The following is a 16,248-nucleotide window of genomic DNA, read 5'->3' on the forward strand; positions in this document are numbered from 1 at the left end:
CACTACCCAACAGCGTATGGATACCGCAATAGGACTAAGTATGGACGCGTACGGCATTTCAGAGGTTCAGATTACAGATAGCGATATTGTGTTGAGCCTACACAATGGGAGTACGCTCAGTACGCCTATACAACGTTATATACGGGTAGAGAAAGCATCGCCAGCAGAGCGCCTAGAATGGGAGCTGACCGAAGACGGTTATGGTGTGAATTGGCCGCAACTGTGGAAGCCTTTTCCTACGGGTATGGTGTCGGTGTGGGATTTATTACAAGACCCGCTGTACGATGCGGCCATGAAGAAAATGGCCGATAACGAATGGGAGATCAGCCGACTTTCCCCACGCGATCAGGAACTGGTCGCGTTGTGGCGTTTAGAGGCTGATGTGAATAATGGCGGTTTTTTGCAGTTCTTTTGTAATTGGGGCGAAGAAAACTGTCTGACAGCCATTCGTGCGTTAGAAGCAATTGGCTCTAGCGATATGTTGCACATCGTGCAGCAGATGTATGCGCTAGTGGTGCCATATGGACAGGCCGACGCCAATGTATCGCTTAGTGATTTACCAGTGTTGATCACCGAGGAAGATAACGACCGCATGTATGAGTTAGATCAGGCGTTTTGGGATTACCCAGAGCCATTACCTGAACTCGTAGTGCGGCATTATCTATAAGTGTGAGCGTGGTGCCTTAGTGTTGTGCTTGGCGACGCCACTCAATAATGCCAATCACAATACCACTGCTACAAATAATGGCGATACCCAACCAGGTGAGTGCGTCAGGGAAGTGGCCCCAGACCAGCCAGCCTAAGGTGGCGGCACTCACAATCTGTAGGTATAAGAACGGTGCCAACATTGAGGCAGGTGCGCGCTGATAGGCCTGTATTTGCAACAAGTGGCCTAGCCCACCCCAGAAACCGGTAGAGAGCAAAATCAGCCATTGTGTGAGGTCAAATCCCGCCAAAATGCCGCTGATTTCTTGCCAGTGAAAGGGCACCAACACTGCACTGAGTACAGAGCCGGTGATTCCCCCCCAGATTAAGGTGCTAAAGGCATCATCCAAGGCGAGTTTGCGCGTCACTATATGCTGCACAGCGAACAAACAGGCGGTGGTTAGGCCCCACGCCACACCCACCATATCTAAGCCAGAGCTGGGTCTGATAATGATCAGCACACCAGCAAAACCCGTTGCTGCCGCAACCCAGCGGGAAATGCGCATGGGCTCTTTTAATACCCACGGCGCTACCGCCAACATCAGCAATGGCGACAGAAAGTTAATGGCTGTGGCCTCCGCTTGGGGAAGGTAATGTAAGGCAGTGAAAAAGGTAAAGGTACCCACCAGCGCTACTGTGCCGCGTAGCATCTGTAAGCCTGGGTAGCGTATACGCAAGACGGACAAGCCTTTAGAAGGCAGGGTGATCATCAAAATTAACCCCAAGTGCACGGTATAGCGTACCCAGCACAGCAGGACTAGCGAGGCGCCGGCCCCCATGATCCACTTTCCGCTGGCATCAAGGCCAGAAAGCGACCAAGAGGAAAGAATCAAAAGCAAAATGCCAAAGATGGGATTGGGTGCAGCCATGAAGCGATTCCTGCGGTGTCTCGTCGTGGAAATTATTATTTATGTAAATGATTATCCCTTGTTTGCTACACCTTGTCTGAGGTCCTAGCAAAAAGAGTGGGGAATGTTGTAAAAGATGAAAAAACGTTGAGAAAAAGAAATGCATGGACGTTGAATCGCCGCATTTACCCTACGCTATAATGCAAAGATGACCTGTGAAATTCTAATCGTACGCACTTCTTCGCTGGGCGACTTAGTGCATATGCTGCCTGCTATCTCTGACATAGCAAGGCATGTGCCAGACGCCCGTATTGACTGGGTAGCGGAAGAGGCGTTTGCCGAAATCCCTGCTTGGCATCCGGCTGTGCGTAACGTCATTACAGTGGCACATCGCCGCTGGCGTAAAGGGTGGTGGTCAGCTCAAGTACGTGCCGAGCGTCAGCAGTTGAAGCAACAATTGGCCAGCAAAAAGTATGACATCGTGCTGGATATGCAGGCACTGATGAAATCGATTTGGCTGGTGCGTCAAACTACAGGTGTACGCCATGGGTTAGATTGGAAATCTGCACGTGAACCCTTAGCTTCCTTGTTTTACGACGTGAAGCACCGCGTTGAATTCTGGCAGCCAGCGGTGATTCGTCAGCGTACATTGGCTGCTGCGACCTTTGGTTATCAGTACGACGGCGCTCCTGATTTTGGTTTACAAGCCATCAGTGATCGCGTACCCGTACAACCCTACGCTATCATCATGCCGTCAGCCAGTAGAGACGACAAACTGTGGGCTCCCGCTAATTGGTTGCGTGTGTTTGATGATCTGCAAAACCGAGGTTTATCGTTGCGCTTATTGGCAGGTAGCCCAGCGGAAACGGCACGTGCTGAAGCACTGATTAAAGGCAGATCTGATGCGCAAGTAATGCCGCGTATGGCGTTGTCTGAGGTGGCTGATCAACTGGCCGGTGCGACGCTGATGGTAGGTTTAGACAGCGGATTGACGCACTTGTCGGCTGGCTTAGGTAGACCTACTATTGGTATTTACAAAGCTTCTACTCCGGTGCGTACACCTTTAGAAGGTGCGGCATACACCGCCAGTTTGGGCGAACGTGGCAGAGAGCCTTCTGCAGAAACTGTGTTAAGTGCCATTAATCAAGCATTGAGCTCCCCCAGACACGACTCGCTGACCGGCGCCGATGGCTTGTTGCAAGCCATGCTCTAAGACGACGGCTAAACGTGAATCGCTTCTTTTACACCCTTCTACTGCGTCTGTTTTCTCCACTGTTGTTAGCGTGGATGGGATTGAGAGCGCGGCGAGTAGGTGGTCGTTGGGATATTCTGGGTGCCAAACGTTTCGGTTATTACCGTGGACCGAACTGGCAATCCAAGCCTATTTGGATTCATGCGGTTAGCCTAGGAGAGATCCGTGCGGCTCAGCCGTTGGTTGCTGCATTGCTAAAGCAGGGCCACATTATTTTGCTCACGCATTTGACCTACACCGGTAGGGCCGAAGGTGAGCGTATGTTTGCTCAAGAAATCGAAGAGGGCAGGCTGTTCCAACAGTGGCTACCTTACGATTTCCCTGGGGCATGCAAGCGGTTTATACGTCATTATCAGCCAGCTATTGCTGTCATGATTGAGCGTGAAGTATGGCCGAACCTGATGTATGCCGCGAGTAAAGCGCGTTTGCCTGTGGTACTGGCTAGTGCACGCTTTTCAGACCAGTCTTTGCGTCAAAGCCTGCGTATAGGCAGCATGATGCGCGTTGCGTATTCACGTTTTACCGAGATTTATGCGCAAACTTTGCACGATGCCCAGCGTTTAGAGCAAGCGGGCGGTCATGCGGTACGGGTATCAGGCAACTTCAAATTTGACGTGCAGTTGTCAGAAGAGCAAGTCAAACGAGGTCGCAGCTTTGCGAGCAGTGTGGGTAGACGTGTGGTGCTGGTGGCTAGTACACGTGAGGGTGAAGATGAGATGTTTATCCCTGAGCTTACTCGCCAAATACGCAAAGAGCAGCAGATGGACTTGGATCCCGCTCAGCGCACGTTGTTCTATTTAATTCCCCGTCATCCACAGCGTTTTGAGTCAGCCTTTGGTTTGTTGACTGCACAAGGCTTGAATGTGTGTCGTCGTACTGATTTGCTGAAAGCGGGCGATGGTTGCAGTTCTGCCATCACCATGTGTAAAGAGGCTGATGTGGTCTTGGGTGATAGCCTAGGCGAAATGCCTTGGTATTACGCACAAGCACAAGTAGCTATTGTGGCGGGCAGCTTTGCTCCCTTGGGTGGGCAAAACTTCATTGAAGCATGCGCGTTGGGTGTGCCGGTGATTGTGGGTTCCCATACGCGAAATTTCGAACAAGCTGTGACCGATGCCATCTTGGAAGGTGCGGCGTTGCGTGCAGCAAATGCAGCAACAGCGGTCAAACAGGCAATGGAGCTGCTAGAAGACCGACACAAGCTAGAAAGCATGTCCGATGCTGGGCTGCACTGGGTGCAGCAGCATAAGGGATCAGTACAGCGTGTGATTGGCGGGATTAACGAGATCCTACAGCGCCAACAGCCTTAAACCGCTAAAGGGCGCAACAGTTCTAACAGCAGTTCACGGTGAGCGTGACGCAGGTTATGTAGTCTGTCGGTATCTGTGTCATTAAACAGCACAGCCAGAATTACCCATTGTAGGGACGGTGCTGCAGCCAAGAAGAAGTTGTCGGTAATAGGGCTTTTACGTAGCAAGCCACGACGTACACATTCATCCACAATCTCTTGATCACGCTGAACACGTCTATCAATGACGTGAGAATGCCAGTGTTGAATCAACTCAGGCACACGCACACTTTCAGAGATCAGCAATCTAAAGGTAGTCAGTACGGCTGGGTCTTCCAGTTTGTCGTATTGCTGTGCCAGAAAAGCATCCACAATTTCTTCAACCGATGGATTTTCGGTTTCTGGCATCCATGAGGAATCCACAGGCTTAACGGGCGTAAGCACCGTCATCATCAGCGCTTGGAAGATTTCTTCCTTGCTGCGGTAATGGGCGTAAATACCCGCCTTGGATATTTTGGCCGTGGCCGCAATGCTTTCCATGGTGGTACTAGAGTACCCATTGCTGGCGAACTCAGTGAGGGCAGCATCCAGAATTTCCTGCTTGCGCTTGGCAGCAGGTAGATAACGCCGACGCGGCTTTTTCTCTGTGGTTTCAGCCTCTTCTGTAGGCGAAGTAGCACAGGAATCAGGGTTGGGCGTACAAGGATGGTGGCTGGTAATCATAATAATGCTGAACTTCTGTATAATACAAAACAACCGACCGGACGTTTTATTCTATCAAATCTTTTCATACTGTGAAACAGAGCATGGTTTACACAATAAAGCCTGTGTTGAGTACGGGCACTGCTAAATGGCTGCAACGACCAACAGTGTTGTTGGCAGTTTTGGCTCTCAGTGGTTGCATGTCACTGGCTCCTAACTATGAAGCCCCACCGTCTCCTATACCCGCTCAGTGGCCTGTAGACACGAAGTCTGATCAGAATCTAAACGCCTCGGTAGCCGCTAGTTTACCTTGGCAAAGCTACTTTACGGACCCTCAACTGCAACAGCTCATTCAGGTTGCATTAGAAAATAACCGTGATTTACGTTTGGCTATCCTGCGTATGGAAGAAGCACAAGCTGCTTTTCGCATACAACGTGCAGACCAATTACCAACAGTAAACGTCGGTGGACAAGGTGCTCGTGGGCGAGTGCCTGCTGATCTATCACCAACAGGGCGCTCACGTGTAGGTAGCGAGTACCGAGCTGAGGTTGGTTTTAATAGCTGGGAAATCGATCTTTGGGGTCGTGTACGCAACCTAAAAGATGCAGCATTACAACGCTGGTTAGCTACAGAAGCCGCGCAACAAGCCGTTCGTGTGGCGCTAATCTCGCAAGTGGCTGATGGTTATTTCCAATTGCGAGGGTTGGACGAGCGCGAAGCGTTAGCGCAACGCACTGTAGAAACCCGCGAAAAATCGTATCGAATTTTTAAGCGTCGCTATGAAGAGGGCGCAACCTCACGGCTAGATCTGACGCAAGTGGAAACCTTGTTGCATCAAGCTCAGGCCTTGCATGTGAGTTTGCAACAAGCGCGTGCAGCACAATGGCATGCTCTGTACCAGTTGGTGGGTACAGATATTAGCTTGCCTGAGTCGTTGCCACCTTTAGACACGAAAAATGCCATGGTGGCTCTGACGCCTGGTCTACCATCAGATTTATTGCTGAATCGTCCTGATGTTATGGCGGCAGAACATCAGTTACGCGCTGCCAATGCTGATATTGGTGCCGCACGTGCCGCTTTCTTGCCTCGCATTGCGCTGACGTCCAGTTTGGGTACCGCAAGTGCAGAGTTAGATGATTTGTTTTCATCAGGTAGTAGAGCATGGACATTTGTGCCAGTTATTTCATTACCTATTTTCGATACCGGGCGTAGACAAGCAAACCTTGATATAGCCGAGGTACGACATTCCATGCAAGTGGCAGAATACGAGAAAACAATTCAGACCGCCTTTAGAGAAGTGTCTGATGCGTTGTCTGCACAGTATTGGCTAAGCGAGCAACTGATTATTCAGCGCAAAGCCGAACAAGCTCAAGCAGAGCGAGCACGATTGGCGCAGTTACGTTACGACAATGGTTCGGCAGCGTACCTAGAGGTTCTGGATGCAGAGCGCGATTTGTTGGCCGCCGGTCAGCAATTGGTGCAAGTGCGTTATGAGCTGTTAGCCAGTCAGGTAGGGTTATATGCCGCCTTAGGTGGTGGCACACAGCAGTCCAAGGAAGAGGCTAAGGCAGTGCCTGCCTCAGAGAATGTTGCGAGTCAAAGAGAGTAATGCACAATGAAGAAGCAAATTGTGGTGGTAGCCGGTGTTTTGATTGCCCTGGGCCTGCTCTGGAAGGGCTGGGAATGGTACAACGATGATGGATTAGGTGATGCGTTCGTAAAGGGAAACGGGCGTATTGAGGCTACGGAGGTCGATGTGGCTGCCAAGTTGGGCGGTCGTATTGAAAGCATTGCGGTACGCGAAGGTGATTTCGTGACCAAAGACCAACCGTTGGCATCCATGCAAGTGGATGTGTTATTGGCGCAGCGTGACGAAGCCGTAGCCAGTTATCAGCAGGCTGAGCACGGCGTTGCTGCTGCACAAGCGCAAGTACGTCTGCGTGAAAGCGATGTGTTGGCTGCTCGAGCTTTGATTGCACAGCGTGAAGCGGAGCTAGACGCTGCACAACGCCGATTGGCACGTTCGCGCACATTATCCAGAGAAGGTGCTGCCTCCGTACAGGAACTGGACGATGACCGTGCACGAGTACGTGGCGCAGAAGCTGTATTGGCTGCGACCAAAGCACAAGCAGCCTCGTCAGATGCGGCGGTGGAAGCGGCCAAAGCACAGTTGATTGGTGCGCAGTCTACAGTGAAAGCAGCAGAAGCGACCATTGCTCGTATTGATGCCGATTTACGCGATAGCGAATTGAAAGCACCGCGCGCAGGTCGTGTGCAGTTCCGTATTGCGCAGCCAGGTGAAGTGCTAGGCGCAGGCGGTAAAGTGCTGAACTTGCTGGATTTGGAAGATGTGTACATGACCTTCTTCCTGCCAGAGTCGGTAGCTGGTCGTGTGGCCATTGGCACCGACGTACGTATTGTGTTGGATGCCGCACCGAATATGGTGATTCCTGCCAAAGTATCGTTTGTAGCTAGCAATGCACAGTTCACGCCTAAAACAGTAGAAACCGCGAATGAACGTCAGAAATTGATGTTCCGCGTGCGTGCGCACATCTCTCCAGAGCTGCTGCGTAAATACATGGAGCAAGTCAAAGTGGGCTTGCCAGGTGTAGCGTGGATCAAGCTGGATGCGGATGCGTCTTGGCCTGCTTCACTATCCAATGTCGTTTCAGTAACGGAGTAAGCCATGGCTGAACAAGGTAGCCCTGCAGTGGTTGCCCAGGTTCGGGATGTATGGCAACACTACGGTGAAACGGTAGCCCTGCAGGGATTGAATCTGGATATTCCTGCCGGGTGCATGGTAGGGTTGCTGGGTCCTGACGGGGTGGGTAAGTCGAGCTTACTGTCGTTGTTGGCGGGTGCGCGGGCGATCCAAAAAGGGCGTATCGATGTGCTGGGTGGTGATATGGCCAGCAAAGAACACCGCGATAACGTGTGCCCGAATATTGCCTACATGCCTCAGGGCTTAGGTAAGAACCTGTACTTCACGCTGTCAGTAGAAGAAAACCTGCAGTTTTTTGGTCGGTTATTCGGTCATGATGCTGCCGAGCGTAGACGTCGTATTGATGAACTGACAGCAGCCACGGGTTTACAGCCATTTTTGTCACGTCCTGCGGGCAAGTTGTCAGGCGGGATGAAGCAAAAACTGGGCCTGTGTTGTGCGTTAATTCACGACCCTGATTTCCTGATCCTAGACGAACCCACCACTGGTGTAGACCCATTAGCGCGTGCGCAGTTCTGGGACCTGATCGACAGTATTCGTGTAGATCGCCCTAGCATGAGTGTGATTGTGGCGACTGCCTACATGGACGAAGCACAGCGCTTCGACTGGTTGGTCGCGATGGATGATGGCCAGGTGCTGGCGACGGGCACACCCGAAGAGTTTTTTGAGCGCACTGGCAGAAATAATCTGGAAGAAGCCTTTATTGAGTTGCTGCCAGAGTCCAAGAAACAAGGTCATGCTCCGGTGGTGATTCCACCGTTAGACGTAGATGATGACGATATCGCTATTGAAGCTGAAGATCTCACCATGTGTTTTGGTGATTTTGTTGCGGTAGATAGTGTGTCTTTCCGTATACGCCGAGGCGAGATTTTTGGTTTCTTGGGGTCTAACGGCTGCGGAAAGTCCACCACCATGAAAATGTTGACGGGTTTGTTGCCGGCAACACGTGGTAAAGCATGGTTGTTTGGTCACGAGGTGGATCCTCATGATTTGGATACGCGTCGTCGTGTGGGCTATATGTCCCAAGCGTTCTCTCTGTATAGCGAGCTAACAGTAGAGCAAAATCTGGTGCTGCATGCGCAGTTGTTCCACGTTCCTGAAGCAGAACTGGATGAGCGCATTGATGAGATGGTGCAGCGTTTTGACTTAAGCCAAGTGCGGCATAGCTTGCCGTCCAGTTTACCGCTGGGCATACGTCAACGGCTTTCATTGGCCGTTGCAATGGTGCATAAGCCAGAGCTCTTGATTCTGGATGAGCCTACTTCCGGTGTGGATCCCGTAGCAAGGGATGGTTTCTGGCGGTTGTTGGTAGAACTGTCGCGTAGAGATAAAGTCACGATTTTTATTTCCACGCACTTCATGAACGAAGCGGCACGTTGCGACCGTATGTCCATGATGCACGCAGGTAAGGTTCTGGACAGTGATGCACCCGCTAAACTGGTGGAAAAACGCGGTGCAGCGACATTGGAAGAAGCGTTTATTGGCTATTTGCTAGAAGCCAGTGGTGAAACCATGGGCAGCAAGCCTAGTGAGGCAGAGGCATTGCACGAAGCAGTAGCTGAGCCAGAAGAGGCTACGCCGCATAAGCAGAAACGCTTCAGCCTGCAGCGCTTGTTGAGCTACACATGGCGTGAAGCGCTGGAGTTGCAGCGAGACCCAATACGGGCCACCTTGGCGTTGGCGGGTTCGCTCATCATGATGTTCATCATGGGTTATGGGATTAGCCTAGACGTAGAGGATTTACGCTACGCGGTGTTGGATAGAGATCAAACCTCTATCAGCCAGAACTACACCCTTAGCTTGGCGGGTTCGCGCTATTTTATTGAGCAACCGCCCATACAAGATTACGACGAGCTAGATCAGCGTATGCGTAGTGGCGAGTTGTCGTTGGCCATTGAAATCCCACCAGGTTTTGGGCAGAGCGTTAAACGTGGTCAGAATGCAGAAATAGGGGTGTGGGTAGATGGTGCTATGCCTACGCGTGCAGAAACTATTCAAGGTTATGTGCAAGGTATACATCAGCACTGGTTGTTGGATCAGGCTCAGCAGGCAGGGATGAACTTCACACTCCCAGCAGGCATCGAGTCGCGCTATCGCTATAACCCCGATGTACGCAGTTTGCCTGCCATGGTGCCAGTCGTGATTCCGTTGCTGTTGTTGATGTTCCCGGCAATGTTGACCGCGTTAGCGGTAGTACGCGAGAAAGAATTAGGTGCCATCATTAACCTGTACGTGACGCCCGTGACACGCTTGGAGTTCTTGCTAGGTAAGCAGATTCCTTACGTATTGTTGGCGTTGATGAACTTTTTGTGCATGTGCTTGTTGGCTGTGACGGTGTTCGGTGTGCCGATGAAAGGTAGCTTTGTGACACTGTTCTTAGCGGCCTTGCTGTTCACTATTATTTCCACAGGGATGGGGTTGTTAGCCTCCGCTATCACGCGTAGTCAGATTGCAGCTTTGTTCTTGGCGTTGATCGGTACCTTGATTCCTGCTGTGCAGTTTGCCGGTATGTTGAACCCCGTGTCGTCGTTAGAAGGGGTAGGGCGTTTGGTGGGGGATATTTACCCGGCTACCTATATGTTCATCATTAGCCGAGGGGTATTTGGTAAAGGGCTAAACCTGCACGATTTGGCGACTACATTTGTGCCGTTGTTGATTTCGGTGCCGGTGATTATCGGGTTGTCGGTGCTGTTACTACGTAAGCAGGAGCATTGAGATGCGACAGTTACGCAATATCTTTCTGCTGGGACGTAAAGAGCTGTGGAGCTTATGGCGTGACCCCATGCTGTTGCTGTTGATTGTGTATATCTTCAGCGTGTCGGTGTACACCAGTGCCACAGCCATGCCTGAAACCTTACACAATGCCGTGATTGCTATTGTGGATGAAGATGAGTCACCGTTATCCACACGTATTAGTTCGGCATTTTATCCACCGCAGTTCACCACCCCACAACGTATTACGCTAAGTGATATGGATGCGGGTATGGATAGGGGGGATTACACCTTTGTGCTGAATATTCCTCCAGGTTTCCAGCGCGATGTGCTGGCAGGGCGTAGTCCAGATGTGCAGTTGAACGTGGATGCGACGCGTATGAGCCAAGCATTTACGGGCAATAACTACATCCAGCAGATTGTGAATGGCGAAGTGCAGGAATTCCTGCAGCGTTACCGCAAAACACAAGCACTGCCTATTAACCTAGAAATTCGCCAGCGTTTTAACCCAACGCTTGAGCGTAGCTGGTTTGGCAGTATTGTAGAGGTGATTAACTCGGTCACGATGCTGTCCATCATATTAACGGGCGCAGCGCTGATTCGTGAGCGTGAACACGGCACCATTGAACATTTGCTGGTCATGCCAGTCACACCAGGAGAGATCATGGTGTCCAAGATTTGGTCCATGGGTCTGGTGGTGGTGCTGGCAACCTTTACTTCATTGATGCTAGTGGTGCAGGGGCTGTTGAAGGTGCCTATCGAAGGGTCCATAGGTTTATTCCTGTGCGGGGCTGCCTTATGTGTGTTTGCCATGACCTCGTTAGGTATTTACTTGGCGACATTGGCGCGCAGTATGCCGCAGTTCGGCTTGTTGCTGGTGTTGATATTGTTACCGCTGCAAATGTTGTCGGGTGGTATGACACCGCGTGAAAGTATGCCTTTATTGGTGCAGAAAATCATGTTGGTGGCCCCCACCACGCACTTTGTAGAAATTGGACAGGCTATTCTTTTTCGCGGCGCCGGGCTTGCCGTGGTGTGGCCTGCATTCTTAGCCCTGTTAGCAATTGGGATTGTTCTGTTTCTGCTGTCGTTACGACGTTTCAGAAGCACGATTAATCAGATGGCTTAAGGCCGTTGGGAGCAAGGTGTAGCGGGTTGTTAACGTAGGGCCTTGGCGTCGTGCAGCGGCATTTTTCAGATTGCTTTACTACTCTTTGGGAGAGCAAAAATGGCTAGTCGTAAACCCACTCCACCTTCCGAAAACACGCCTTTTTCCTGGGCATGGAATGCCGCCGAAGCGGGAGCGGAGTACGCCAAGGATTTCTGGCAGCGTAGTGTCTTGTACGCCGATGTGCGACGTCAGCGTGGTGATCAGTACCGCGAGCACTTAGAAGAAGACGCACCTACTGTGTTGAAGTTTGAGTATGAGCAACTGTTGTGTGGCCAAGATTTGGCGCGCCCAGTTAACTACTCTTTGATGCGTATTATTCCGCCTGCTGGTGTAAAGGTGGATGAGAACAAGCGACCATTCATTATTATCGATCCCAGAGCGGGGCATGGTCCGGGTATTGGTGGTTTTAAGGCGGAAAGCGAAATGGGCGCAGCGCTCAGTGCAGGCCACCCATGCTACTTTGTGGGGTTCTTGCCCGATCCTGTGCCTGGTCAGACCGTAGAAGATGTGATTCGTGCTGAAGCCGAGTTTGTGCGCCATGTGGGTAAGCTGCATGAACACAGCGAGGCAGGTAAACCCGCCGTGATTGGGAATTGCCAAGCGGGTTGGCAGATACTGATGACCGCCGCGTTATGGCCCGAGCTGTTTGGCCCCATTATTGTGGCAGGTGCGCCGCTTTCTTACTGGGCAGGCGATAACCCCATGCGTTATACAGGGGGCTTGTTAGGCGGTAGTTGGCTCACTGCCATGACCAGCGATTTGGGTGATGGCCGCTTTGATGGTGCGTGGCTGGTAGAAAACTTTGAGAATTTAGATCCTGCCAATACGCTGTGGAATAAGCAATATAACTTATTTGCAAACGTAGATACTGAAGGCCCTCGATATTTGGATTTCGAGAAATATTGGGGCGGCTATGTGTTTTTAAATGATGTGGAAATGCAGTACATCGTTGATGAACTGTTCATTGGTAATAAGTTGTCCACAGCGCGTTTAATGACCTCCGATGGTCTGCGTATTGATTTGCGTAATATCCGCTCACCTATACTGGTTTTCTGCTCATATGGCGACAATATTACGCCTCCGGGTCAGGCCTTAGGTTGGATTACGGACTTATACAGAAATGACGATGAAGTACTGAGTCACGATCAAACAATTGTTTACGCTACTCACGACAGTATTGGCCACTTGGGAATTTTTGTATCGTCACGAGTAGGCAGTAAAGAATACCGAGAATTTACCAGCCATATAGACACCATCGATTTACTACCTGCGGGTATTTATCACGCATCGGTAGAAGATTGTGATGAGGTGCGTGCAGCATGCCCTGTGGATGACCCCTATATGCTGAAACTGCGTCGTAGCAGTGTGGCCGAAGTACGTGACATTGTGCAGCCAGATCAGGAGTCTGAAAAACGCTTCGCAGCGGCGGCTAAGGTGTCAGAGATTAACTTGGCCTTGTATCGCAATTTATTGCAGCCGTGGGTGCGCGCATTTGCAACCCCCTATACTGCCTACTGGATGCAGACATTACACCCGTTACGCACGTCCTATGAGTGGTGGAGTAGCAATCATCCTTTTGCAGCATGGTTGGGTGAACAGGCAGAGCAGGTACGCGAGAACCGAGCCCCTGCGCGTGCTGATAATCCTTTCTTGTTGTGGCAAGAGCAGGTGTCTGATGCGATTACTAGATTCCTAAATCACTATAGGGATAACCGTGACCAAGGCTATGCCGCTTTCTTTGATTCGGTATATGGTTCGCCGTTGATGCAGGCGTTGGCTGGACGAGCACTAGAAGATAAGTCAGATGTACGGCCACACCCAGGCGACTGGCCAGAACATAAAGCGTATGTAGAAGCTACCTTACGACATTTGTCCGAGCGTATGGATGAAGGTGGTCTGGCAGAGGCTGCCATACGTGCCATGTTCTATGTATTGAAAGAGCGCGGGGAAGCGGATGACAGACATTTCCACTATGCCGAGCAGATGGATCAGGCTGGATGGCTGAAGGGCAGTGAAAGAGCTGCTTTCCGTCAGCTATTGCGTGAACAGGCCTTGTTGCTGCATATGGACGAAAACGCAGCGATTGAAGCGATTCCTACTTTACTGAAAGATGCTACTCCCGAAGCTATCCGTAAGCTGGCAGAGTTTTTGCTGGGCTTGGCGCGTAGTAGCGAGAACCAGTTGTCCAAAGCAGAAGCTAAAGCTCTGGAGCGTATCATTGTGATATTGGGGGCAGTATTGGATAAGCAGGAACAAGCTGCCAAATTGACATCAACTGTTACAGAAGAAACTAAATCGATACCTGCTTCTATTCCTGTTAAAACTGTTAAGGCGCGTAAAGTATCTACGCGAGCAGCAAAGAAAACAGTTGCTAATATCAAACAGGAAAATGAAAAGAAATAATAAAATAATAATCTATTGATATAGATTAATAAGAAATAAAAAAAGCCCTGAATTAAATTCAGGGCTTTTTTAATATTCTTTACGAATATCGTGTCAGACTCAATTACAGAGCTTGCACGGATTTGGCTTGTGGGCCTTTTTGGCCTTCAGCTGGCTCGTAAGAAACGCGTTGGTTTTCTTGCAGAGATTTGAAGCCTGTACCGATGATATCGGAGTGGTGTACGAACAAATCTTTGCCACCGCTCTCAGGAGTGATGAAGCCGAAGCCTTTTTCGTTGTTGAACCATTTAACAATACCAGTTTCTGTTTGCATGATTGTTGCAATCCCTAAAAATGACGAGCTTGTGCTCTAAAAAAAGATTGTCAAGGTGTAAAAATCAGGCAACTGGTATATAGATACCGCATTGAACGAGCTTACAACTAACTTGATAACCTACGAATCGAATCGTATTACGGGCATTGTTTGACGTCAAGCAGAACCCGTATACGAATACAATTATTAACGCATGAAATTGTTAATAGAGGCTACTGGTATTAATACTAGGAGCGTTTAAAGGTTGTGATATTTACGACCAATTTCTACGGTAGCTTTAAAAAAGCCATCTTTACTTCCGCAGTCATAGCGAGTGCCTTCGTATTGGCATGCAAATACATTACGAGATTTCAATAAACTAGCGATACCATCGGTAAGTTGAATCTCACCGCCAGCGCCAGGTTGAGTTTTACGCAAATGCTCAAAAATCTCGGGTTCTAGCACGTAACGACCTACTACCGCTTGTGTAGATGGCGCATCTTCTGGGCGTGGCTTTTCTACAATACCGTGCAAGCGAGTGGTGTTGGTGTCCACGCTAGTACCAGACACAATGCCGTACTTACTAGTGTCTTGGCGGTCTACTTGTTGTGTAGCCACAATGCTGCCGTTGTACTGATGGGCAGCTTCTACCAGTTGGCGTGCAACCGGTGTTTGGGCGTCGATTAAGTCATCCGCCAACAACACCAAGAAAGGTTCATCACCCACGATAGGTGCAGCACACAATACAGCGTGTCCTAACCCCAACGGAGCAGGCTGACGTGTGTAAATACAGCTCACGTACGGAGGAATAATGTTCTTTACACGCTCCAGCAGTTCGATTTTATTTTTGCTGGTTAATTCGGACTCTAACTCGGGCATGCTGTCGAAGTGATCTTCAATGGCACGTTTGTTACGTCCTGTAATAAAAATCAGTTCTGTGACACCAGCTGCAATCGCTTCTTCTACCGCATATTGAATTAACGGTTTATCCACAACGGGAAGCATTTCTTTGGGCATCGCTTTGGTGGCCGGCAGAAAACGGGTACCAAGTCCCGCGACAGGAAAAACAGCTTTGCGTACAGGTTTCATAACGGTAACAGCGTCCAGAGTATGTGGTGTTAAGACAGAGGTAAGGCCGAACCAACAGTCACCGCGTTCTCGTTCACAAAGGGAGCGGGGCTTATGCTGCGACCGTATTCACTAGGCTGAACACCAAAAAAGCCCTGACCGTAAGCCAGCAGCGCCATGTTTGCAATCAGGCAGAGCAGGGCGAGGTATTTCATATGGCGATCAGAGAGTAGTGATGACTATGAATAATGTCAGGAATTGTAGCGCGTATAATCGCACGAATCTATGCGAGACGATTGGCAAGAATCGCTAAGCCGTCTAGGGTGGGTGTGTCACACCATATAGGATCGGGCAGCGATAAGGCCGTTACATGACGCATACGGGCGAGTGCCTGTTCTAGTTCGGCTTCTACTAAAGATCTACCCCCGCCGCTGCAGAATAGCAATGGAGCATGCCCTACGGCTTCCTGAGTAATGAGCCATTGGCGCATCACTGCACCGGCTTGTGCGGCAGCAATCCCAGAACTAATAGCAGCAGTGGTGTGATCGGGAAAGTCTTGCAGCATGCCCGGTATAGCATCCAGTCGGGCTGTATTTTGGCTTAGCGCATGTTGCATAAGTTGCGGCCCGGGCAGAATCAGGCCGCCTTTGAATTCGTGTCCACAGGGGTGGGGCACAATAGCGTCAACCGTAGTGGCTGTTCCAAAACTGACGTGTAAGAAAGCAGAGTGCGGTGCGTGTGGCTGTAACCCTATGGCGGATACCCATCTGTCTGCGCCTAAGCGCTCAGGGTGCTGATAGCGATTGAGCAAGCTTTGGCAGGGGGTATCACCAGTTTGCCACTGAATAGTAGGCACTTGATGCGCATGCAGTAGTGCTTGTACTTGTGCTGCTAAGGCTTCACTGGCCACATTAACACCGATGGAGGCTGTTGGTGGGGAGCTCAGGTGCTGGGTTAACCATGTAGCGATAGGGCTAAGATCAGTATGTGGACAAGCCAAAGTTAACGGCAACCGTGAGCGGCTACCGGTATCCAGCAGCCCCAGTTTGACGCGTGTGTTGCCAATGTCTATCAATACGTACAT

Annotated in this window: 14 protein-coding genes; 8 read left to right on the forward strand and 6 right to left on the reverse strand. The window is 50.4% G+C overall.

Going from position 1 to position 16,248, the window contains the following annotated elements; translation table 11 throughout:
• Positions 1-40 precede the first annotated feature (40 nt).
• Positions 41-667, forward strand: a complete 627-nt coding sequence (locus ACLO87_RS00660; RefSeq protein WP_135863969.1) for a DMP19 family protein — start codon at positions 41-43, stop codon at positions 665-667.
• A 16-nt stretch (positions 668-683) separates the two neighbouring features.
• Here the strand turns inward: ACLO87_RS00660 and ACLO87_RS00665 are convergent, their stop codons facing one another.
• Positions 684-1,574: a DMT family transporter gene (locus tag ACLO87_RS00665; protein WP_135863971.1), complete on the reverse strand. Its 891-nt coding sequence runs from the start codon at positions 1,572-1,574 to the stop codon at positions 684-686.
• A gap of 187 nt (positions 1,575-1,761) precedes the next feature.
• On the opposite strand from ACLO87_RS00665, the gene waaC reads away from it, so the two are divergent.
• Positions 1,762-2,766 carry a lipopolysaccharide heptosyltransferase I gene (gene waaC, locus ACLO87_RS00670; protein ID WP_135863972.1) on the forward strand — a complete coding sequence of 335 codons (1,005 nt, stop codon included), beginning with the start codon at positions 1,762-1,764 and terminating at the stop codon, positions 2,764-2,766.
• A 14-nt stretch (positions 2,767-2,780) separates the two neighbouring features.
• Complete coding sequence (locus ACLO87_RS00675; protein WP_135863975.1) at positions 2,781-4,115, forward strand: 3-deoxy-D-manno-octulosonic acid transferase; 1,335 nt, start codon at positions 2,781-2,783, stop codon at positions 4,113-4,115.
• Here ACLO87_RS00675 and ACLO87_RS00680 read toward each other — a convergent pair.
• On the reverse strand, positions 4,112-4,816 hold the full coding sequence (locus ACLO87_RS00680) for a TetR/AcrR family transcriptional regulator (RefSeq protein WP_135863977.1): 705 nt from the start codon (positions 4,814-4,816) through the stop codon (positions 4,112-4,114). The genes ACLO87_RS00675 and ACLO87_RS00680 overlap by 4 nt on opposite strands.
• Positions 4,817-4,899: 83 nt before the next feature.
• Between ACLO87_RS00680 and ACLO87_RS00685 the strand changes: the two genes are divergently transcribed.
• From ACLO87_RS00685 to ACLO87_RS00705, 5 genes are all read left to right on the forward strand, one after another.
• Complete coding sequence (locus ACLO87_RS00685) at positions 4,900-6,405, forward strand: efflux transporter outer membrane subunit (protein WP_135863979.1); 1,506 nt, start codon at positions 4,900-4,902, stop codon at positions 6,403-6,405.
• Between the two features lie 6 nt (positions 6,406-6,411).
• Positions 6,412-7,479, forward strand: coding sequence for an HlyD family secretion protein (locus ACLO87_RS00690; protein ID WP_135863981.1), 1,068 nt, complete (start codon positions 6,412-6,414; stop codon positions 7,477-7,479).
• Between the two features lie 3 nt (positions 7,480-7,482).
• On the forward strand, positions 7,483-10,233 hold the full coding sequence (gene rbbA / locus ACLO87_RS00695; RefSeq protein WP_135863983.1) for a ribosome-associated ATPase/putative transporter RbbA: 2,751 nt from the start codon (positions 7,483-7,485) through the stop codon (positions 10,231-10,233).
• Position 10,234: 1 nt separating this feature from the next.
• Positions 10,235-11,359 (forward strand): ABC-2 transporter permease, encoded by a 1,125-nt coding sequence (locus ACLO87_RS00700; protein ID WP_135863985.1) that lies wholly within the window; start codon positions 10,235-10,237, stop codon positions 11,357-11,359.
• 99 nt (positions 11,360-11,458) lie between these two features.
• Positions 11,459-13,804 (forward strand): DUF3141 domain-containing protein, encoded by a 2,346-nt coding sequence (locus ACLO87_RS00705; protein WP_430222497.1) that lies wholly within the window; start codon positions 11,459-11,461, stop codon positions 13,802-13,804.
• A 103-nt stretch (positions 13,805-13,907) separates the two neighbouring features.
• On the opposite strand, the gene ACLO87_RS00710 is transcribed toward ACLO87_RS00705, so the two are convergent.
• The 4 genes from ACLO87_RS00710 to ACLO87_RS00725 form a co-directional block, all read right to left on the reverse strand.
• Positions 13,908-14,117, reverse strand: a complete 210-nt coding sequence (locus tag ACLO87_RS00710; protein ID WP_135867225.1) for a cold-shock protein — start codon at positions 14,115-14,117, stop codon at positions 13,908-13,910.
• A 237-nt stretch (positions 14,118-14,354) separates the two neighbouring features.
• Entirely contained in the window at positions 14,355-15,185 is an 831-nt protein-coding gene (gene galU / locus ACLO87_RS00715; protein WP_430222498.1) for a UTP--glucose-1-phosphate uridylyltransferase GalU, read from the reverse strand.
• A gap of 29 nt (positions 15,186-15,214) precedes the next feature.
• Positions 15,215-15,379, reverse strand: coding sequence for a hypothetical protein (locus tag ACLO87_RS00720; RefSeq protein ID WP_430222499.1), 165 nt, complete (start codon positions 15,377-15,379; stop codon positions 15,215-15,217).
• Positions 15,380-15,447: 68 nt separating this feature from the next.
• Complete coding sequence (locus ACLO87_RS00725) at positions 15,448-16,248, reverse strand: type III pantothenate kinase (RefSeq protein WP_430222500.1); 801 nt, start codon at positions 16,246-16,248, stop codon at positions 15,448-15,450.

Source organism: Paenalcaligenes sp. Me52 (genome assembly GCF_050487965.1).
Taxonomy (GTDB): Bacteria; Pseudomonadota; Gammaproteobacteria; order Burkholderiales; family Burkholderiaceae_B; genus Paenalcaligenes.

What these genes read in the sequence shown, in the direction of transcription:
- ACLO87_RS00700 (WP_135863985.1), top strand. Translation starts at nt 10,235, where the DNA reads ATGCGACAGTTACGCAATATCTTTCTGCTGGGACGTAAAGAGCTGTGG.
- galU (WP_430222498.1), bottom strand. Translation starts at nt 15,185, where the DNA reads ATGAAACCTGTACGCAAAGCTGTTTTTCCTGTCGCGGGACTTGGTACC.
- ACLO87_RS00660 (WP_135863969.1), top strand. Translation starts at nt 41, where the DNA reads ATGGACGCGTACGGCATTTCAGAGGTTCAGATTACAGATAGCGATATT.
- ACLO87_RS00680 (WP_135863977.1), bottom strand. Translation starts at nt 4,816, where the DNA reads ATGATTACCAGCCACCATCCTTGTACGCCCAACCCTGATTCCTGTGCT.
- waaC (WP_135863972.1), top strand. Translation starts at nt 1,762, where the DNA reads ATGACCTGTGAAATTCTAATCGTACGCACTTCTTCGCTGGGCGACTTA.
- ACLO87_RS00685 (WP_135863979.1), top strand. Translation starts at nt 4,900, where the DNA reads ATGGTTTACACAATAAAGCCTGTGTTGAGTACGGGCACTGCTAAATGG.
- rbbA (WP_135863983.1), top strand. Translation starts at nt 7,483, where the DNA reads ATGGCTGAACAAGGTAGCCCTGCAGTGGTTGCCCAGGTTCGGGATGTA.
- ACLO87_RS00705 (WP_430222497.1), top strand. Translation starts at nt 11,459, where the DNA reads ATGGCTAGTCGTAAACCCACTCCACCTTCCGAAAACACGCCTTTTTCC.
- ACLO87_RS00710 (WP_135867225.1), bottom strand. Translation starts at nt 14,117, where the DNA reads ATGCAAACAGAAACTGGTATTGTTAAATGGTTCAACAACGAAAAAGGC.
- ACLO87_RS00725 (WP_430222500.1), bottom strand. Translation starts at nt 16,248, where the DNA reads ATGTACGTATTGATAGACATTGGCAACACACGCGTCAAACTGGGGCTG.
- ACLO87_RS00665 (WP_135863971.1), bottom strand. Translation starts at nt 1,574, where the DNA reads ATGGCTGCACCCAATCCCATCTTTGGCATTTTGCTTTTGATTCTTTCC.
- ACLO87_RS00690 (WP_135863981.1), top strand. Translation starts at nt 6,412, where the DNA reads ATGAAGAAGCAAATTGTGGTGGTAGCCGGTGTTTTGATTGCCCTGGGC.
- ACLO87_RS00720 (WP_430222499.1), bottom strand. Translation starts at nt 15,379, where the DNA reads ATGAAATACCTCGCCCTGCTCTGCCTGATTGCAAACATGGCGCTGCTG.